19 protein-coding genes and 1 tRNA gene are annotated in these 20,072 nt (G+C 51.2%); 4 read left to right on the forward strand and 16 right to left on the reverse strand.

Annotated elements, in window-relative coordinates:
- The first annotated feature begins 221 nt into the window (after nt 1–221).
- Nucleotides 222–1,550: a ferredoxin reductase family protein gene (locus RCA23_RS03285; protein WP_044049098.1), complete on the forward strand. Its 1,329-nt coding sequence runs from the start codon at nt 222–224 to the stop codon at nt 1,548–1,550.
- A 111-nt stretch (nt 1,551–1,661) separates the two neighbouring features.
- Here RCA23_RS03285 and RCA23_RS03290 read toward each other — a convergent pair whose 3' ends face one another.
- Nucleotides 1,662–3,083 (reverse strand): FAD-binding oxidoreductase, encoded by a 1,422-nt coding sequence (locus RCA23_RS03290; protein WP_044049099.1) that lies wholly within the window; start codon nt 3,081–3,083, stop codon nt 1,662–1,664.
- A gap of 88 nt (nt 3,084–3,171) precedes the next feature.
- Between RCA23_RS03290 and RCA23_RS03295 the strand changes: the two genes are divergently transcribed.
- Together RCA23_RS03295 and RCA23_RS03300 are read left to right on the forward strand one after the other, a co-directional pair.
- Nucleotides 3,172–3,248: transfer RNA gene (locus tag RCA23_RS03295), tRNA-Met, on the forward strand.
- Between the two features lie 164 nt (nt 3,249–3,412).
- Entirely contained in the window at nt 3,413–4,951 is a 1,539-nt protein-coding gene (locus RCA23_RS03300) for a phage integrase SAM-like domain-containing protein (RefSeq protein WP_169701315.1), read from the forward strand.
- A gap of 556 nt (nt 4,952–5,507) precedes the next feature.
- On the opposite strand, the gene RCA23_RS03305 is transcribed toward RCA23_RS03300, so the two are convergent.
- The 15 genes from RCA23_RS03305 to RCA23_RS03375 form a co-directional block, all read right to left on the reverse strand.
- Entirely contained in the window at nt 5,508–6,785 is a 1,278-nt protein-coding gene (locus tag RCA23_RS03305) for an L-fuconate dehydratase (protein ID WP_044049100.1), read from the reverse strand.
- Nucleotides 6,786–6,797: 12 nt separating this feature from the next.
- Nucleotides 6,798–7,640 carry a fumarylacetoacetate hydrolase family protein gene (locus RCA23_RS03310; protein ID WP_044051230.1) on the reverse strand — a complete coding sequence of 281 codons (843 nt, stop codon included), beginning with the start codon at nt 7,638–7,640 and terminating at the stop codon, nt 6,798–6,800.
- A 43-nt stretch (nt 7,641–7,683) separates the two neighbouring features.
- On the reverse strand, nt 7,684–8,415 hold the full coding sequence (locus tag RCA23_RS03315; protein ID WP_044049101.1) for an SDR family oxidoreductase: 732 nt from the start codon (nt 8,413–8,415) through the stop codon (nt 7,684–7,686).
- Nucleotides 8,408–9,286 carry an amidohydrolase family protein gene (locus RCA23_RS03320; RefSeq protein WP_052376999.1) on the reverse strand — a complete coding sequence of 293 codons (879 nt, stop codon included), beginning with the start codon at nt 9,284–9,286 and terminating at the stop codon, nt 8,408–8,410. Before RCA23_RS03320 ends, RCA23_RS03315 begins: the two co-directional genes overlap by 8 nt.
- The gene (locus RCA23_RS03325) at nt 9,283–10,182 is read right to left on the reverse strand and encodes an aldo/keto reductase (RefSeq protein WP_044049102.1); all 900 of its coding nucleotides are present in this window, start codon (nt 10,180–10,182) and stop codon (nt 9,283–9,285) included. Before RCA23_RS03325 ends, RCA23_RS03320 begins: the two co-directional genes overlap by 4 nt.
- Nucleotides 10,182–10,976, reverse strand: a complete 795-nt coding sequence (locus tag RCA23_RS03330; RefSeq protein WP_201770471.1) for an ABC transporter permease — start codon at nt 10,974–10,976, stop codon at nt 10,182–10,184. Before RCA23_RS03330 ends, RCA23_RS03325 begins: the two co-directional genes overlap by 1 nt.
- A 3-nt stretch (nt 10,977–10,979) precedes the next feature.
- On the reverse strand, nt 10,980–11,801 hold the full coding sequence (locus RCA23_RS03335; RefSeq protein ID WP_201770472.1) for an ABC transporter permease: 822 nt from the start codon (nt 11,799–11,801) through the stop codon (nt 10,980–10,982).
- Complete coding sequence (locus RCA23_RS03340; RefSeq protein WP_201770473.1) at nt 11,798–12,085, reverse strand: hypothetical protein; 288 nt, start codon at nt 12,083–12,085, stop codon at nt 11,798–11,800. The genes RCA23_RS03335 and RCA23_RS03340 overlap by 4 nt, the downstream gene beginning before the upstream one ends.
- Before the next feature lie 35 nt (nt 12,086–12,120).
- A complete protein-coding gene (locus tag RCA23_RS03345) occupies nt 12,121–12,909 on the reverse strand; it encodes an ATP-binding cassette domain-containing protein (protein ID WP_044049104.1) in 789 nt (262 codons plus the stop codon).
- An 11-nt stretch (nt 12,910–12,920) separates the two neighbouring features.
- Nucleotides 12,921–13,961: an ABC transporter substrate-binding protein gene (locus RCA23_RS03350; protein WP_044049105.1), complete on the reverse strand. Its 1,041-nt coding sequence runs from the start codon at nt 13,959–13,961 to the stop codon at nt 12,921–12,923.
- A 38-nt stretch (nt 13,962–13,999) separates the two neighbouring features.
- Entirely contained in the window at nt 14,000–15,499 is a 1,500-nt protein-coding gene (locus tag RCA23_RS03355; protein ID WP_347721374.1) for a sulfatase family protein, read from the reverse strand.
- On the reverse strand, nt 15,460–16,116 hold the full coding sequence (locus RCA23_RS03360) for an FCD domain-containing protein (protein ID WP_044049107.1): 657 nt from the start codon (nt 16,114–16,116) through the stop codon (nt 15,460–15,462). Before RCA23_RS03360 ends, RCA23_RS03355 begins: the two co-directional genes overlap by 40 nt.
- A gap of 618 nt (nt 16,117–16,734) precedes the next feature.
- On the reverse strand, nt 16,735–17,301 hold the full coding sequence (locus tag RCA23_RS03365) for a tyrosine-type recombinase/integrase (protein WP_044049108.1): 567 nt from the start codon (nt 17,299–17,301) through the stop codon (nt 16,735–16,737).
- Nucleotides 17,302–17,487: 186 nt separating this feature from the next.
- Nucleotides 17,488–18,129 carry an ATP-binding protein gene (locus RCA23_RS03370; RefSeq protein ID WP_044049109.1) on the reverse strand — a complete coding sequence of 214 codons (642 nt, stop codon included), beginning with the start codon at nt 18,127–18,129 and terminating at the stop codon, nt 17,488–17,490.
- A gap of 69 nt (nt 18,130–18,198) precedes the next feature.
- Entirely contained in the window at nt 18,199–19,017 is an 819-nt protein-coding gene (locus tag RCA23_RS03375; protein ID WP_044049110.1) for a hypothetical protein, read from the reverse strand.
- 181 nt (nt 19,018–19,198) lie between these two features.
- Here RCA23_RS03375 and RCA23_RS03380 point away from each other — a divergent pair, with 181 nt between their 5' ends.
- Nucleotides 19,199–19,978 (forward strand): hypothetical protein, encoded by a 780-nt coding sequence (locus RCA23_RS03380; RefSeq protein WP_044049111.1) that lies wholly within the window; start codon nt 19,199–19,201, stop codon nt 19,976–19,978.
- Nucleotides 19,979–20,072: the final 94 nt, after the last annotated feature.

A 20,072-nucleotide genomic window follows, 5' to 3' on the forward strand; every position in this document is an offset into this window, starting at 1 on the left:
CGGCGCCATGAAGTCTTATAAGACTATATTTTTAAATCATTTTTTTGACATAATTCTGAACTATCAGGGACGCATCACCCAACCGCACACATCTTTTGTAAAAACTCCATTAAATTCAATCGAAGCTCTCTCCACGCATTAACAGAACTTTAGGTTTTACCGACTTCATCTGGCGCAACGGAAATTTAAGACAGCTTACTGGAATATGATTGGATTGTTCGATGACTAAAAAGACCCTCACATTGGCCATGATATTTGTTTTTGCACATATTGCATTTGTGGCCCCTTTTGTGCCTTCAAAAAATATTTTGCCCGCTGGATTTGGGGCTCTATCTATGACCTCAATGGCGCTTGTGCTGGTCCTTGCGGCCCGTTGGCGCATTGTCGACCGGATCTTGGGCGGGCCGGACAAATCCTATGGATCGCACCGTTGGCTTGGGCTCTTCGCCATCGGTGGGGGGCTGGCGCATTGGGCATTGGCCTCACCCGTCGGGTTGGGTGCTTTGCCAGCGCTGGCAGGGCGCGGCAGCGATGCAGGGCTGATTGCGATGCTTGGCCTGATTGTTTTGACACTCGCGGCCATGGTGAGGGTGATCCCATATCACATCTGGAAAGCGAGCCATATGTTGATGGGGCCTTTGTTCCTCTTGGCGGCTTTTCATACTTTCTTTGTCGCCAGCCCCTTGGCCTTGGGCGCCGCCCCTTGGACATTGATGGCGGGAGTTTCAATCGTTGGAGTAATCGCATGGTGCCAAACGTTGCTGCGTAAATTGGTTCCAGCACGTTTGGTTGAGGTCGAGCGGGCAACGCCATTTGAAGGCGGTGTTGACGTCACATTCCGTTCCAAAAGGCCAATGCCCAAGTTTCAACCTGGTCAATTTGCGATGCTTGGTCACAAAAGCATGCGTGCCGAAGCGCATCCGTTTACCATAGCCGGTGGAGATGAGATGACCCGGCGTTTTGTCATCCGTGCGGCAGGGGATTGGACTGATAATTTTGTTAAAACAGTCAAAGTCGGTGATCGTTTCCGCCTCGGTCGCGGCGTGGGACGGTTCTTGCCGCAGATTGACAGCCAGCGAAAGGAACAATTTTGGGTTGCCGACGGCGTTGGTATCACACCTTTCCTTTCCGCCCTTGAGCGTATGCAGCCCGATGTGGCGGCCCGCGTGACTTTGATTTTCGGCATCCGGTCGCGTGCCTCTGCTGGTGCGATTGAGGATGTAGAGCGCCATGCAAGACGCTTGCCACAGCTCAATTTGATTGTCCTGTCTGACGATCGCAACGAAGGGCTGACAGCGCCGCGATTGGCACAGATCATCCGTGATATGAACGAAGATACCCAGGTCTATCTATGCGGGCCGCAGGGGTTAAAGAACATGATCGTTCGTGCATGGGCCATGGCAGGCATGAGTGGGCGGATCTATAGCGAACACTTCGACTTCCGGGGTGCTTATGGGATGGAGCATGTGAATTACATTTTCGGGCCGATCCTAGATGCTGCGCGACATGTAAAGCTGGCGGTAAAAAGACCTCTACTTATGAGTTCTTAACGATATCAGCCTATATAACCTAGAAATCTGTGCCCGGCGGAAACGCCGGGCTGCGCCATCTTTTGGGTCTTGTTGCAGGGCATTTCACCGCTTGCCGGTCATGCTGCGCAGCTAACGGGTGTCTGGCTCCGGGTAGACTTTCCCAGGGTTCATCAGGTTTTTCGGATCTAGAGCGGTTTTGATGGCCTGCATCATCTCCAAAGCCACCGGATCCTTGCGCCGCGCCATCGAGTTTCGTTTGGAAAGACCGATGCCATGTTCGGCTGAAAAGCTGCCTTGCAACCCAAGGACAACGTCCTCAATCGCCTCCGTAATCGGTTCTTTGAGCCGACCACTCCGGTCTGAAGGGTAGAATGTATAATGCAAATTCCCATCGCCCAAGTGTGACAGGTAGAATTCGTAACCTTCTGGATCAATCTTTTGGACGCGGGCGGTGATCTGCTTCAAAAAGCTTGGCACCGCCTCAAGAGGGACGGCGACATCCGTGTCCACCGCGCCGGGAAAGCCTACGGTGATTTCAGCCGCGGCCTCTCTGCGGGCCCACATGCTGCGCCGCTGGGCTTCATTTTGTGCGATAACGGCGTCCTGCGCCTTATCGTTTGAAATCATGTCCATAAGAGCGGTTTCTAAAATGGCTTGCAATTTAGGCGTGCCGCTCTCGTCAGGCTGTAAATCGGATGCGCGCGTGCTGGCCACTTCCACCAGAATATTCACTTCATGAGCGCCCTCAAACGGCTCATCAGCACCAGAAATTCTTTCAATATGCCGCTCGATATACCGCCTTGGCATGAATTCAAAGGCTTCAACCCCGCCACCGGTTTCATTTTGCAACCGGATGAGCAGCGGCAGAGCATCTTCCAATTCGCGCAAGCCGACCATGGCTGTGACATAGGCCAGAGGCTTTCGGTACAGGCGTAAAACCGCAGCTGTGATAATGCCCAACGTTCCCTCAGCGCCGATGAACATATGTTTGAGATTGAGCCCGGTGTTGTCCTTGCGCAGCTCCGACATCAAGTTCATCACCCGCCCATCGGCCAGAACGACCTCCAGCCCAAGGCAGAGATCGCGCGTATTGCCATAGCGCAGCACATTAGAGCCACCTGCATTTGTTGACAGGTTGCCACCAATCATCGCGGAGCCACGGGCCCCAAAAATGAGCGGAAAAACCAGATCATGGGCATCGGCTGCCTGGTGAATACTGTCCAACACAGCGCCGCTTTCCACGATGGCGACTTGAGCATTGGGCTTAATTTCGCGAATGGCATTCATCCGATCGAGGCTGATCATAATCGCATCTTGCGCCTTTGTCGCTCCGGTCAGGCCAGTATTGCCTCCAACCGGCACCATAGCGATATTTTGGGCAGAACAGGCACGCGCAATTGCTTGCACCTCTTCGGTATTGGCCGGTCGGGTCACAGCCAAAGGTTGCCAGTGATAGACATCTGTCCAATCGCGAGTCCAAGCCTGCGCGTCCTGCCCTGTCACCACGTATTTGTCGCCAATACTGGCACGAATTTGATCCAAAAGTTCCATAAGCGATGCTAGGGCAAAAAAATAGGAAATAGCAAGTCAGATAAGTGCTTGACGAGGGCCGCCGCATTGCCTATTTCCCGCTTCCAGAGGCGGTATAGCTCAGTTGGTTAGAGCAGCGGAATCATAATCCGCGTGTCCGGGGTTCAAGTCCCTGTGCCGCTACCAAACTTCCAATACTATCAATTACTTAACTTTTCGGTTGACGCATATTGTGCGTAGCACACCTATAGCACAGTTTTTTCTAGCTTTCTGACTTTTTCTAGTGCAGAATCTGAGTGTTAAACACGGTGTTGATAGTGCCTAAATTGAACCCAAATACACCCACGCTGATGGATGGTGAGGTTCGTCTTTTTAAACGCAAGCACAGCAAAGTCTGGCAAATTGCATTTACATTGGACGGACGACAGGTTCGCGTGAGCTCAAAGAAACGCATTTTAAATGATGCTGTGGCAGCGGCGCGTGAGATCTATTTAGACTATAGATTTAGGCAAAAGAACGGGCTGCCTGTGATCTCCAAACGCTTTGTAGATGTGGCTGCGTTGTGCCGTGCCACCATGAAGCAGCAGCTAGATAATGGCTTGGGTAAGAAGAGCTTTCGTGATTATATAATCGTAATTGATAAGTATCTGGTTCCCTTCTTTGGTGATATTTTTGTGACCAGTATTGATTATGAGATGCTGCAAAAGTTTGCGCGCTGGCGTGAGGCAAAGATGGGACGAGAGCCAAGGTCGTCCACGCTCAACACACATAACTCTGCGTTAAACAGAATATTTGATGAAGCTGTTGCCCGTGGCTACATGAACAAGTCACAAGTGCCTGTGTTGGTAAACAAGGGTCGTGACAGTGTGCGCCGCCCTGACTTTACCCGTGAAGAGTATGCAACGCTTATACGCAAGTTACCCAGCTGGATTGATGCTGGGCGAGAGGGCAAGTCACGGGACATGCGGCATCTGCTGCGTGACTACATTCTCATTCTTGCCAATACAGGCATGCGGCATGGCACAGAAGCAGAGAACCTATGCTGGAAGCATATCAGTCTATTTGAAGACAAGGGTCTCAAATACCTTGAGATGAGCGTAACGGGTAAAACAGGGCGCCGTGATATCATCTGTAGGGCAGGTACCATAAACTATCTCAAGCGCATTCAAAGTAGATGCCCTGATATAGCTGATATGAGCTTTGAGCAGTTGATCAAATCAAAACTAGATGTGCCTGTGTTTAGACTTCCTGATGGCACAGCCAGCGCAAACCTGCGTCAGACGTTCAAGATATTTATGAAAGACACTGGACTGTTGACCTGTCCTCGCACGGGCCAAGATCGCACGCTTTATAGCTTGCGCCACACCTATGCGACGTTCTCACTGCTTAATGATGGAATGGACGTACATACGCTTGCTGTTCAAATGGGCACGTCTATTTTGATGATTGAGCGCCATTACAGCCATCTCACGCCGCGCCTGAAGAAAGAGATGCTCACGGGCAAGCGGTATGACACCCCTCATAAAGACTACACCGCTGACCTTTCCAACGGTTTTGCCGTCACAGATGAAGATTTGCAGCGCGCAATTGATGATGTGGAGATTGAAGAAAAGCTTCCCAACGAACCAAAAGCAACTGCTGTGGCTGAAGGCGGTTCAAAGCGCAGTGTAAATGCGAGCAGTGATACAAACGACAAGAACACGCAAGCCAGCTTAAAAGCGTTGGAAATGCTCAGCAGGGGGTCTTTATCAGAAAGGTCTGCCCTGGCAGTTATGGGCACACACCAAGACGCCTACAGTGTTGCGCCAGACCTACGCATCAAGGCGCTTGAACTGGTTGAAGAGGGTAAGCTGTCAGAAAGAGGGCTTATTGCTATTTTGGGCGTTTAGGCAGCTTTATGCAGAGGCCAATGCTTAAAGCGCTGCGCCGCTTCACTCAACTTCTTAGAGTTCACATTTATGTACCTGGATGTTGTAAGTATATCAGAATGACGAATGGATTGCAGCCATTGGTTGAACTGTGCATGGATGGCTGTTTTGCGGACGAAACCGCCATTCAACTTTTTTGTTCGAAAGTCTGCATTCAGCGCATTGCGTATGCAGCGACAAACTGCAATGGCGGGTAGCAGGCTCCCGCTACCAGCGCAGCATCGACTCTATTTATTTGTGGTAGCCGACATTGGTGTCTCGACACTGGCAAAGCTCTCCACAAGACAGGAGCTTGCGACAGGATAATGAGTTGCATTCTGCTGGCGCAGTCCCCATCGCGTTTTTGATTCCTCGCAATTTTTTGTCAAAAATCGGATCAGCGCGCTAATGTTAGCGTCATATCTTGACGTCCAAATTCCAAGTGTTGAGGTTTCTGCCTGTTGAGCTAAGGACTGCATTGCGGTTGGTAAAAATGAAACATGACGACAAATTGGGCCGCTTTAAATCGGTTCAGTCATCAGGTTTCAAAGGCGAAATCTTTCAACGTTTGCTCTTTAATTTCGATTGAAAAGCCTGCCCCGGTCGGAGGCATATATGCGGCGTTCTTGATCTTGCAGGGTGACACAAAATGTTCGTGCAGGTGATCGACATATTCGATGACGCGACCATCTTTTTTGCCGGAAACCGCAATATAGTCGATCATTGAAAGGTGCTGTACGTATTCACACAAGCCTACACCCCCTGCATGTGGCCAAACTGGCAGATCGAACTTGGCGGCAAGCAACAGTACAGCTAATACTTCGTTCAACCCACCCATGCGACAGGCGTCGATCTGGACAATATCGATGGCACCGCTTGCGATGAGTTGCTTAAAGATTATCCGATTTTGACACATTTCGCCTGTCGCGACCTTGATCGGTGCGACGGCTTTGCGGATAGCGGCATGGCCCAAAATGTCATCAGGGCTTGTTGGCTCTTCAATAAAGAAAGGGTTGGAAAACGCGAGATCACTCACCCATGAGATAGCCTCGTCGACCTCCCAAACCTGATTGGCATCAATCATCATTTTCATATCATCACCGAGGGCTTCACGTGCAATCGTGAGCCGCCGGATATCTTCTGCGCGATCGCGGCCGACCTTCATCTTAACGTGGGTAAAACCTGCTTCTCGGGCTTCAACGCATAGCCGGCGCAACTTGTCGTCGGGGTAACCCAACCAGCCAGCGGAAGTTGTATAACAGGGGTAGCCATTTTGCTTCAAATCCGCGATTCGGTTTTCTTTTCCGTCTTGTGCGCGGCGCAAAATTTCCAGCGCCTCATTGGGTGTTAGTTGATCGGTCAGGTATCTAAAATCGACAATGCCCACGACTTGCTCGGGCGTCATTTCTGCGACCAGTTGCCAAACTGGTTTATCATCGGCCCGCGCCCACAGATCCCACAAGGCATTGACGACAGCACCCGTTGCGAGGTGCATGGCACCCTTGTCGGGGCCAATCCAGCGTAGCTGACTGTCTCCAGTTAGGCGTCGCCAAACCCCAGCTGGATCTTGCTTTAAGTCCTCAAGCGTAAGGCCAACGATGAGGTGCTTCGTGGCCGCGATGGCCGCACAGCAAATTTCATTCCCGCGCCCAATCGTAAATGTAAGCCCGTGGCCCGACAACCCTTCTGTATCCGTCTCTAGGATCACATAGGCGGCAGAGTAGTCGGGATCTGGGTTCATTGCGTCTGACCCGTCAAGCGATTGGGATGTCGGAAAGCGCAGATCAATGGTCTGCAGGCCGGTGATTGTGGTCATGATATATTCCAATCAGTCTTGTGTTATGGTTTGCTGCTGGCGACCAAGACCTTCGACTTCCAACTCCACCTTGTCTCCTGGCGCAAGGTAGCGCGGTGGGGACATGCCCATACCGACACCGGGTGGCGTTCCTGTAGAAATGATGTCGCCCGGTTGTAGCGACATGAAGCGGCTCAGGTAGGACACCAAAAATGCCACGCTGTAGATCATTGTGTTGGTTGACCCATCTTGCATTTTTTTGCCATTCACCGTTAGCCACATAGGCAAATTTTGCGGGTTCGGTACGTCGTCTGGAGTCACGAGCCAGGGACCAATAGGGCCGAAAGTGTCAGCCGATTTGCCCTTGGTCCATTGGCCTTCATGTTCAATCTGAAACGCTCGTTCTGACACGTCATGCACGGTGCAATAACCAGCCACGTAACCTGGAGCCTCAGCTTCGGTGACATATTTCGCAGTGCGACCGATCACGACGCCCAGTTCTACCTCCCAATCAGTTTTGGTTGAACCGCGTGGAATATGAACCGCGTCATTCGGGCCGCAGATCGCGGAAGTCGCTTTCATAAAAATAATAGGTTCTGGCGGAACGATCGCACCGGTTTCGGCAGCGTGGTCGGAATAGTTCAGGCCGATGCAAATGAACTTTCCTGTGCCCGCCACAGGTGGCCCCAACCGTGGGTTGCCAGACACCGCGGGCAGTAAGTTTGTGTCAAGTTTGGCAAGCTCTGTCAGCTTCATCGGGTCCAGCATTGCACCGCTGAGGTCCGCAATTTCTCCACTCAGATCACGCAGTGTACCGTCGGTATCAATCAGGGCAGGTTTCTCGGAGCCAGGGGTTCCAAACCGTAAAAATCTCATAATATTGCCTTTGCCTTTGCCTTTGCCTTTGCCTTTGCCTTTGTCATATCGTCCAACCACCGTCGATGGCATAAGCTTGGCCCGTGGTGTAGGTGGCGCCAGCTAAGTACACGACAAGCTCGGCAATCTCTTGCGGCGTTCCGATACGGCCAATAGGCTGACGGGCGACAAATTCCGCGTGGTTTTTTTTATAGTTACCATCGGCGCCTAGCCGCGCTTGCAATGACGGGCTTTCGACTGTGCCGGGACAGATCGCATTGCACCGAATACTTTGGGCGACAAAATCTGCAGCAATGGACTTTGTCAATCCGATCACGGCCGCTTTTGAAATTGTATAGGCCGCACGATTTGGCACGCCTTTCACACTAGAGGCCACGGAAGACATGTTGATGATCGTGCCATCGCCGCGCTCCAGCATTTTGGGTAGAATAGCCTGAACCATTCGCACCATCGCTCGCACATTCAGGTCGAGGGCAAAGTCCAGATCCGCCTCGGGCATTTCAAGAACAGAGCCCGAGTGAACCACGCCGGCGCAATTAAAAAGAATATCACAGGGGCCAAAAGATGCGCAAAAATCTGCGACTTGCAACGCGTCCAGCACATCCAGTTTTTGACAGTCAATGCCATACAGGCCGGAAAGTTCTGCGAGGGTGTCCTCGTTGATATCGGTTGCAATTACGCGCGCGCCGGCTTTGGCCAACTCAATAGCAGCTGCCCTGCCGATCCCTTGCCCAGCAGCCGTAATAAGTGCAGTTTTAGATGTGAGATCAGTCATTTTCGGGGCTTTCCAATTTGACGTTTTGTTTAGTCCGTGGATACCAAGTGGCAGCACAATTGTGCCAAAGGGAAGCCTGTTCAGGGGGGCTGAAACCATGTGCCTGAACCCAAGACGCAAGGCTTGCCTCCCAAGTTTGTTCCGGCGCGGTCAATTGCACGACCGGGAAATTACTGGCGGCCATCAAGCGGTCTGTACCAAACTGGGCAAGTACGAAATCCATCACTGCAAATAAAGTGTGGTCAGGTGGCATCATCGCATAGGGTTCGATCAAACCAGACAATTTGGTTGCAACATTTGGGCGTGTGGCCAGTTTTTGTAACCGGTCACGCCATATCTGATCTGCCATAGCGTTTTGGGGTGGTAGACCGCAGTGGTCCACCACAATCTTGCCAGAGATCGCACCGGCAAGGTCATAAGCAAAATCAAGCTGAGCAGAGAGGGCCAACAATTCAATTGTGACGTCATTTTTGGCTAGCAATGACAAGACCGCCATCGGTCTCACAGCTAGCAATTGTGCGGGCGTGGTCATTCTGTTGAGCATCAACCGCACCCCACAAACACGCGGTTGCGCAATAAGACACTCAGCGCGATCCAAAGCATCGTTTGCCGTTGGGTCAATCCACGCGACCACGCCTGCAATCGTGCTCAACCGTGCTGTATGCTCGATCAACCAGTCGGAATGAGCATTATCAGGGGCAGATTGCACCAGAATCGCGCGGCTAAATCTACTGCCCGTTAAATGCGCGCTCAATGCATCGCTTGTCGCTCTATCGTTCAGTTCAGGGTGAGCATCACAAATCAATATGTCGTCCCGACGCTGGGCATCCCAAATGTGGACATGGGCGTCTATCGCATTTGCATTTCTCATGGTTGCAGACCCATTTGCGCGACGTTTTCCCAAAACTCGGCTGGGATATTGGTCTTCAATGCAGTCAAGTTGTCTTCAAGTTGGCTGGTCGATGAAACACCCAATAAAAGGGTGCCAACCGCCGGATGGCGGGTGGGGAAAGCCAAAGCAGCGCTAATCAAAGGGATGGCACTTACCTGTGCAAGATCATGTATTTTAGTTGCAGCTTGGCGCTCAGTCACGGTCGCGGCGCGATAATCAAACGATGCCCCTTCAGCCGGCCGCTTCGCGAGCAAGCCTGAGTTCAACACGCCACCGGCCACAACGGCGGTACCTTTATGTTCACATAACGGCAACAGGTCTTGTGCCGCGCTTCGGTCAAGCAAGGTCCAACGCCCGGCCACCAAAACAACATCCGCAGCGCCTGCATTGATGGCCGCAAGCAATCCAGCATTGGAATTGCATCCAGCACCGATCATGCCGATCTCGCCCTTTCTTTGCAGGTCTTTTAAAACAGGTAGAGCCTCCGTCAATGCAGCCTCGGGATCCATTTCGATGTCATGTAGGAAAACGCAATCCAGATGATCACGACCCAATCGATCCTGTGACCGCCGAATGGAGGCACGGGTAGCCGCTTCCGAAAAGTTCCAAATATCAGGCGTGCCTGCTGAGCCCGGCGCAGCAGCGCCGAGTTCGCGATACCTGCCAACCTTTGTGGACACGAAAATGTCACTTACCGCCTGCGATTTTAGGACTTCTCCAAGCCGAATCTCGGCCTGCCCACCACCGTAAAGCGCGGCGGTATCAAAGTACTTGATCCCTTTATCCAATGCGGTCCATAGCGCCCGCTGGGCCTCTGACGCGTCAATAAGCGCAAGGGCGGCTGTGCCGAGACCAAGATCAGGGAGCTTTCCCATTAGGAAACAAGGCCCCAGCGCCGCACCGTTACGCGTTCAATTGGCACAAATAGCAGCCGATCAAGGGTCAACCACAAAACGCCAATGAGGATCATACCCAACACGACAATTTCTGTTTGATACCACTGTACCGCTTCGAGGGTCATGTAGCCGATCCCGTTTGTTCCGGCAATCATTTCAGCGGCCACAAGGGCCCGCCAACCGTAAGCCATCGAAGTACGCAAACCGACAAGGATCTGCACCAATGCACCTGGAACAACGACCGTTGTGATAACATCCCATCGGCTTGCTCCGTGTGATTGCGCCGCGCGATACAGGACTAGTGGAATTGACTGCACGCCAATCACAGTTGAATAGATTGAAGAAAAGAAGATCGTGTTTACAATCACAAAAAGCACGGACCCGCCGCCAACGCCGAACCAGATAATGGCCAGCGGTACCCACGCAATACCCGCAATCGATTGAAAAAAACTAAGGACTGGTGTCAGGGTTTCAGCGACAGCGCGGTTTAGAGCGATCGCAAGCCCAACTGGAATGGCGATCAGATTGCCCAATATATAACCTGTCGCAAGCCGCTGTAAGCTTGCCCAGACCTCTGATAGCAAGCTTCCGTTAAGCAGCATATCTTGGAATGTGCCCCAAACTTTCGCCGGTGATGGCAGTTTATAGGCCGGAATATCGGAAATGAGTGGTGCCATTGCCCATGCTGCCAAAACGACGATGAATGGTAGAAGCCCTGTGACCAACGCCGGATTGATACGCGGCTTTGGTGGCATTTGGATTGCATTATTCATGAGTCAGTTGCCCCCTTGGTTGCGGACAAGGCCCCAACGCACGATCGTTGCTTGTTCGACGGGGCGTAAAAGTAGCCGATCAATGAGCAACCACATAACACCCATCATAATCATGCCAACGACGACCCGATCAGTTTGGCGTGTAGTCGCGCCATCAAAAATGAGGAATCCAATTCCGGATCCTGCAGCAATCATTTCGGCAAAAATAAGCCCACGAAACGCAAACCCCGCGCCGACACGAAAGCCAGTGATGATGTTAGGCAGCGCGGAGGGAATGATCACTGTGACAAGCACCTGCCAGCGTGTCGCGCCGAGTGTTTGCATCGCGTTGATCAAAACATGTTGCACAGTCTGCACACCTGTAAGGGTGTTGTAGAGAACAGGAAAAAAAACAACATAGGCAATCGCAATCACGATGGTGTTGAAACCGTACCCAATCCAAATGACCAGTAGCGGGATCCATGCAACCTCAACGATGGCATAGAAAAAATTGATGATTGGTCCCAAAAGGCGAGACCAGAAGCGTGACAGCCCAATCAACAAACCAAACGCCAAGCCAAGGCCCAACCCCGTGGCCACACTGACCGAATAACGGACTGCACTGTCGGCCACATATTCTGGTAAAATACCCTTTTGCGTCAAATCGATGAATGCCGCAAAAACGTCGCGGGGGGCCGGATAAAAATATGCGGGTAAATCAATAACCCACACAGAAACCTGCCAAGCAAATAGAACGCTAGCCACCCCAAGAACGCCGCGCCACTGCGCAGTTGAGATCATCGGGCGTCTGCGCATTTTGGATAAATCATTCGTTGCGTTTGTCATTGTGCTACCTCATGGGGTTCGATCGCGCCAATCCAATAACTCCGCGCCAAACCCCGCAGCTCTTCGGGATCGGAAGATAGGATCACAGCTTGCCCCTCTGACCAGCCTTGGTAGCGCCCGACGTCTTGGAATTTTTCAAGATGGAACCGCTCTGGCGTGAACGACAGGCTGATCACCACGTCAGGGCGACCGGTAAGGTCGATCCCTGCAAGGGTCCGCGCAGATGTGACACGGCCCAACACGGCCACGAGGGCCAGCACGACGACAAGGCCAATAAGCGTCATAAGCGGCGTTCGCCAAGCAGAGTGAATGGACGGGATCATCGGCTTGGATCTCTGACCAGTTTCATGACTTGATCGCGCAGCTCAACAAACCTGGAATCGTTGGAGATCGTATCCCAATGGCGGGCCTCGCGCGGGATGTCGATATCGACAATTTCACGTAGACGGCCGGGCCCCGGGGTCAACACCACGACACGGTCAGCCAAGAACACAGCCTCTTCGACGGAGTGTGTGATGAACAAAACGGTAATGGGATGCGTGTCCCAAACTCGCAGAAGTTCCTCTTGCAGGGAAAGGCGTGTCTGCGCATCCACGGCTGCAAACGGTTCGTCCATCATCATTATTTCGGGTGTATTCGCCAAGGTGCGGGCAACTGCTACGCGTTGGCGCATGCCGCCGGATAATTCGTGTGGGTACTTTGCCGCCGCTTCGCTGAGCCGCGCCATTGTAAGGTATTTCATCGCTGTTTCTTCGCGCTCGGCCTTTGGCGCCCCACGGTACTTCAGCCCGATCGCGACATTATCCAGAACCGTTTTCCAAGGCAGCAAAGCATATTCCTGAAAGACGACACCGCGGTCCGCGCCGGGCTGAGTGATTGATTCTCCATCCATCATGATTGTGCCATCGCGGGGTTGCATGAACCCCGCGATGGCCGACAATAAGGTGGATTTGCCGCAACCCGAGGGGCCAACGACGCACAGAAACTCGTTCCTGTGGATGTCGAGGCTCAAGTTCTCAATTGCAACGTTGGATTCGCGCCGTTCTTCATTGACATGAACAAGCGTCACATCATCAATCGCGATCTTTATTTCTCGGGTTTCGGACATTTTCATAGACCTCAGTATGCTTGGCGGTCAACTGGGATCGGATCAAGATCAGAGAACACGTCTGGTGTGTTCGCTTGTACCCCTGCTAAGAACCGCGTGTCGATCGCACCAGTTGGGTCAAAGTTCTCTTCGATCCGGCCAAGTCCCATCAAGAATGGAATGGTCTTTTCCTGATACATTTGAGCTGTATAGGTCGACATACGTGGGTCAATATTCACGCTGCTCAGCGCAAGTGTCATTGTTTCAAGATCAACACCCTGGATCCAGCGCATATTGATTTCAGCCGCACCTTCAGGATTTTGCCTTACCCATTGCTGACTTTCAGCAAAGGCTGCCATAAATTTCTGAAGCATTGCTGCATCGCTTGCAACAATTGACTGCGTTGTCAGGATGGTGCCTGGGTCATAACATTGTGGGCAACCGCCTGCTTGCACCAATACCGAACCTTCGACTTTAGTTACCGCAGTGGCACCCCATGGCTGCCATATTGCGACCGCATCAACATCGTTTTGGTTGAGCGCCGTTGTCAGTTCTGCTGGTGGAACGTTGATCAACTCAACATCGGCTTCACTTAAACCTGCTGCTCCAAGCACGCCGAGCAAAAATCCTTCAGCGCCGGTGCCACGCGGTAAGCCAATCCTCAAGCCTTTCAGCGCGGCGATGTCTCCGGCAGCAACGCCAGACGCAGCAGAAGCGATAATCGACTGGTTGTCTGAATATGAGTCCCGGTTCGGATCTCCATGCAAATGCCCGATGAGAACAAGCGGGAAATCCCGAGCAAGGCCACTAAGATACGGCACGGAGCCCATAACGTTTACTTCTTGCGCGCCATTCAAAAGGCCATTCACCATATCAACACCAGATTGGTACATGACAACTTCAGCATCTAGCCCGTGTTCGGCAAAAATGCCGCGTTCTACACCGACAAACACCGGCGAGTGGTCAACGGCGCCTGCGGCCCCGATGCGGATTTTCGATAAATCGTCTTGGGCAAATGCAGCCCCCGACATCGTCACCGCTGCTACTGCAGAGATAAGTAGTTTCTTAAACATTGTAGATCCTCCCTTGATTTACTTTTGTTTTATCGGCCCTATTCCAACCGATTGATTTCTGGAGAAAATCTCCAGATATTACTGCTAGTGGGTTGCACGTTCTTCGCCCATTCAAGCAGAATATTCTTTTCGACGCGGCGTGTTTTCATCCGGTCGGCAATGTCTTGAGGGTTCCAATCGTCCGTGAGTTTTTGCATCAAAGCATCGCGCAATTCGCGGTGGGTTGGCATGTCGGCTAGATTGGTTTTTTCTAGTGGGTCATTTTTTAGATCAAATAATTGCGGTGGCTCATTGTCGTAAAGACATAGCTTCCAGTTATCTGAGCGGATCATACGCTGCTGAACAGCGCGCCCCCCCGTCCAATGTGGCACCGGATCAGTGCAATATTCTGAAAACGTTTCGTTAAGCCAAGGCGCTGAAGAATCTTTCGCCACGTCCCAAAAACTTTTGCCATTGGCATAGGGAAGTTGCGGCGCATGCATCGCCTCCAGCATGGTCTGGCTTAGATCCACTAGGTTGACAACTTGGTCGCGCACCTCTCCGGCGGGCAATACGCCCGGCAGCCGCATAATTAACGGTACTTTTACCGATTCATCAAAGAAAGTGTGTTTCCACCACAGGCCGCGTTCGCCCAAATGGTCCCCATGATCAGAGGCATAAACAATCAAGGTATTGTCCAGCATGCCAGCATCTTCAAGCGCATCCAAGACGCGACCGATCATCTCGTCCATGCGATGAACCAAACCCCAATACGCGGTTCGTGCGGTTTCAGTTTGTTCTGGTGTCACAGCATCAATGCCGCGCTCTTTTCGCCACCAGGCGTGAAACGCGTGCTCATCGCTATCTGCTTGTTGTACAGGCGGTGGCACTTTGCCCTCGTAGGCTTGATAGGCATCGCGGTCGACCACGTAAGGCGGGTGCGGCAGCATCAAACCAACCGTTAAACAAAATGGTTTGCCAGCGGCATTTAGGGCTGGTGCCTCGTTCTTGAGCCAACCGACGGCTGCGTTTGTCACGTCTTCATCTTTTTCTTGATAGGCGCTGTAACCGGGGCCCGCCTTTTCAAGTGATTCCGGCGTTGGGTCGTTTGTGCCATCTAACACACCCAATGATTGGCGTTCTCCGCCCGCCCAATTTGGGCTGTGGTCACCGACAGAGCGATCCCCATACCCGTGCAACTGATCAGGGCCAATAGCGTGGAGACGCCCAATTAGAACGGGCTGATACCCAGCTGCCCCGGCACCATGCAGCCAAGTTGGCAGGTCTGATCGCAACATGTCATCATTTGCCCAGCAATCTTGACGGCTTGGCCAACGCGCTGTCAGCGCCGCCATCCGGCTTGGTACACAAATAGGAGAAGGGCAATAAGCATTGTTAAACCGCACACCTTCCGCCGCAAGCCGGTCGATATTGGGCGTTTGTACGACCTTGTCGCCGTAACAACCCGAAATCTTTTGGTTGTGTTGATCCGAGAACAAAAAGAGGATATTGGGTCGCTTCATGAGAAATCCTCTGGTTGACCCAAAGACCGGCGCCATGACGTACTCAAATGGTTTCTAAGCGCTTTAACAGCCGCCTCTTCATTGCCTTCTAGAATAGCGTCAATGATTTCAATGTGCTCCAGCATCGCGACCTTAAGCCGCTTGGAGGTGTATTTGCCATTAAGGCGGATCAGCCTGATTTTATCTTCCAAAAGCCGGTAGGATTCATGGATAAGCTCGTTTGAAAAGACCCCTATCAATAAGGCGTGCAACTCCAAATCCACGTCTAAACCTTTTTGCAAAAGTTCAGCAGAACTATCGTCTTCTGCCTGCTCAATAGTGTCGGTGGTGCGGCTGCGCAGATCGTTTAACGCCGCTCGATCAGGGTCCGTTGCCATACGTCGCGCGGCTTCGGATTCAATTAGGATACGAAACTCGAACGCTTCATTGATGAATTTTACGTTTACGTCAGCGATCTGTATCCCGCGCTGTGCTATCAAGCTAATCAACCCGTCAGCTTCAAGCCGCTTGAGGGCTTCGCGCACCGCACCCATCGGTAGATCCAAAAGATTGCAAAGTTCGCGCTGCGATACGAACTGGCCAGGCTTCAGCGATTGCTCAAAGAGACTTTCCCGAAATTTTGTGTAGGCTATTTGGCGCAATGGTGCAGGCATGATGTTCTCCATGGTCAATACTAAGCACACAGTGAGTACTTAGTAAATACTAATTGATTTACTCTTTATATTGCTGGAAAAAATTGCGTAGTGCAATGCTTTACTTAGCTATTTTATCTCCGCGGTGCCGACGAAAATACCCCGTTGCTCAAAGAAACGAAGAACTGATTTCTCCGAATAGAGCGATTCTCCGCTCCGCTCGCGGGTGTGGAAGAAGGACAAATGCTCCGGAGTTGTCTGTTAGTCCAATGTGGGAAATTGCCACTCGCTCAAACGCCGCGCAATCGTTGACCTTGGCGTGAGCGCACATATCGCAAGTGTCTTTATTAACATTCGATTGACTAACAGTTCTTAGTTTACCTGGCGGTGGTACAAGCAGTCGGTTTGAATAAAAGCTTTCCCGCGTGACCAAAAATTGGGGGCGCGAACGTCCGGTCTGGTGAAGCTGCGCGTTAATGTAGAGACCCAAGGTCAATGACCGCGATGGGCCAACCTTCCCAAACGCAATATCGGCTTTGCGCAACTTGCGGTCATCTATGCATCCTGCAGCATTGGTTACTATGGGCTCGTAGCCGCCATTCGCTGCACCTTGTCCAAAGGTCCGCTAAGGCCTGATTGCTAAAGCAACTCCACCGCCTCGCTCAATTGCTCAGAATTCACATCTATGTACCTCTGTGTCGTGGATATATGCGAATGCCCTGCAAGAGCTGCAAGCAAGCGTACGCCTACACCCTTATTGGCCAAACGGGTAATATATGTCCTGCGACCTGAATGACTGCTCGCGTCCTTGAGCCCAATCGCTTTGTATATGTCTAAGAATAGCTGGCACATTGTGTTGGCCGAGAAGTGACCGCCCTTTTGACTGGCAAACAGCGGACGCTGTGGATCTGCGAGGCGTATATAATCACCATACTCGCGGAGAGCCTTACGTAATCGCTGATTGAGATACACCGTGCGTGTTTGCCCACCTTTGCTCTGCTGTGCGCTTAGGATGAACTGTGTGCGAACAGCACCGTCCTCATCAAATATGTTGCCCACTGTGAGTGCTGCGATTTCCTTGGCTCGGAGCCCTGCGTAGAAACTAACCAGTATAATGGTCTCATCACGAATTGGATGACGTCTGCTGCGGCAGTAATGTATAACCCTGCGCAGTTGAGCTTCATTTAGTGTTTGTGCCTGGCGCATTGCAAACTCCCCTCAAAACCTAACGTTGTGTTAGCTTTGAATATAAAGTCTGAGGTACTGGTCTTCCTACCGAAAAGACGCCTCGCCTGAAGCTTATATTTTTCAATGAGTTATGCCAAAACCTCATACTATGTACGTTATATGAGGTTTTGCGCTGTGTGATTGAGCTCAGGGTAATATCAGCGGTCAAAGCGTTGCCACTTTGCTGGCAATAACTGTCTCCTCGACGAGATCGATTAAATCACGCGCAGTGCCATTAAAACTTTGCAGCATTTGGGCCACATCCTGTATTGTTGGATTTAGGCCTTCCGCCTGCAGCATACTTAATACACGTGGCACCCAATCGGTGTTTGAGGGAGGATCTATGGCCAGCACTCGAAAACGTGACAGCATCGCTCCCATCATTCGGTTTTTATGGTTGGTCGTTGCCACAAAACGGATCAGATGGCGTTTGGTATCCATAAATTCACGAAACTTTGGCTGCACACTGCGCAGATCCATCTCGTCAATCTCATTGATGACAATCAGCGCCTTGTCAGAGTTGCCAAACATTTGATAGTTCACTTCGGCCATAATCTTATCTTCAAAGTCTTTGCCGAGGCTTGCGGCATTGTGTTCCCAATGCATGCAGTGGCCCTGTGCGCGCAGAAAATGATTTTGCGCTATCACGCGCGCGGCTTCTGTTTTGCCTGCGCCGGGTGGGCCAGCCAACAATAAAGGTTTTGCGGGTGGTTGATCGCAGTACGATTTGATCACAGCCGCATTCAGCGGGTTGGCAATGACCAAATCGGCAAAAGTATGCGGGAGATGTTTGAGGTCAAATGACATCCTCAGATCCTTTCAGTGAGTTTGGAGATCTATGGGACAGCGTGATGCTGCCCCATAGGTTGGCATAAATTAGCCATAGACATGGCTTGCAGCGCCGTTTGTGTAAGTGGCGTCACCCGATGCCGATATCGTGGTGTTAGGGCCTACGCGGATCATCTTAGAGGCGAACTCTTTTACGTCGCGTGCGCGCTTACTGGCAAGATCGCCTGCATCAAGCTTGGCGAGGCTTTCTTGAGCGCGCTCATCAAGGTCTTTGCCGGAGGATACAAGAACAGCGTCGATGACGCCTGCTTCATTGCAACCATAAACAATAGTACCCGTGCCGTTGTCATTGCAGCGTACCAGGGCAACAGCATAGTCCTCCTCGTAGTCGGTGTTTGGTTGGATAAAAGTCGGCAGATCAAACGTCGACACACCAACCTGCACTTCTTGCAGCCCCTCTAGGGCAAGCTTTTTGAAGTCTTCTTTGGACATGGCAGTTGATTTTGTCGACGTGGACACACGGCGCACTTCTTCTATACCGCCACATTCTTGCACATAACTGGTGAAGCTTTGATCAGGGCTTTTCATGTCATGGGCTATTGCGACTACCCGTGCATAAGCATCTTCACGACGACCTTGCGTTCCAAAAACATAGCGGATCACTTTTAGGGCAAGACTAGTATTTGCCTGAGTTTTGACTTCCAAGTCTGTGAGTAGGGCAGCGAATGCTCGCCGCTTGCCAACTTCCGTTTTGAGCTCAGCATAGAGCGCATACACGCTTTCGAGGATTGCATAGAGTTCGTCATTGGATGCGCGCAGTGTGCCTTCTTCCCAAGTTGCGCGTGCTGTGTGCATAGCATTAAGGCGCTTGTGGATGTCAGTTTTGATTTGAGTTTGAACAGACATAGGTCTTCCTTTCAATTAAGGTCTGCAGGGTTGTGCAAACCGTTGAGTAAAAGCCCGCCGCTAATGAACATTGCCATCGACAGGTAATGGGCCACAGCATTTAAGTGTCATGCTAAGACTCGTATAATTGAGGAACCGTCCTAGTTTTTGACTCCATGTTCATCATGATGGAGATGGAGTCATGGTTGTGGGAACGACCAAGGGCGAAGAGCGACCTATGATCTTCTTAACTGCGCCGCCCAATATAGAGCAAACTAGATGTACAAGGTTCCGCGTGCAGCGTAATCTGCCGTATCGTGATGCAGCACCCTATAAAGCTTCGATTTATTATTGGTGGTGGGCGTTTTTGAAGCGCAACATTGATTATGCTAAAACCTGCAAGCAATTAGGTAGAGGTAAATCAGCAGCACTCTACAATGATTTTGGAAATATATTTAAAAGCGATTTTTTAACATGGTGGAGATCCCACAAGGGTCTTTTTGCAGAACGTAGTTCGCTTGCGCAAAACGAAGATGTTTTGAAAGGTGATGATATAATTTTATATCAAATTGATCTAAGAAGACCGTTGAGCCAAATACAAGAAGAGATCAAAAGACTGCACATGCAAGCACATGCGATTATGCCGGGTGAGCGAACAAAACCCTCTTCAACAGCCAAATATCCGATATTTGCAAATGTGTCGTCTCACACCTTGCACCGTGTTTTGAACATTTGGGATCTGCGCTGCACCAATCCTGATGCTTCTGCCTATGAGTTAGGCCTGCTTGCAGGTTACAAGGCAAATTTCTTATCGACACCAACGATGAAAGAGACCCGCACACGCAGGGCGCTGGACAGGCAAGCTCATAACAAACGCGTGCGCATCACTATCTCAAACCAAGTTAATCGCTACTTAAGAACGGCGGTACAATATATAGATAACGTTGGCTGTGGCGAGTTTCCCAAAGCGCAAAATAGGTAAAATAGTGTGCTTAAAATATTATACCTCTGATTTAATTGTTAAATAATCCAAACACTGTGTTTGCAACAGTACTGTTTGCCATTTTTGCCAAACA

This window comes from Planktomarina temperata RCA23 (genome assembly GCF_000738435.1).
Taxonomy (GTDB): Bacteria; Pseudomonadota; Alphaproteobacteria; order Rhodobacterales; family Rhodobacteraceae; genus Planktomarina; species Planktomarina temperata.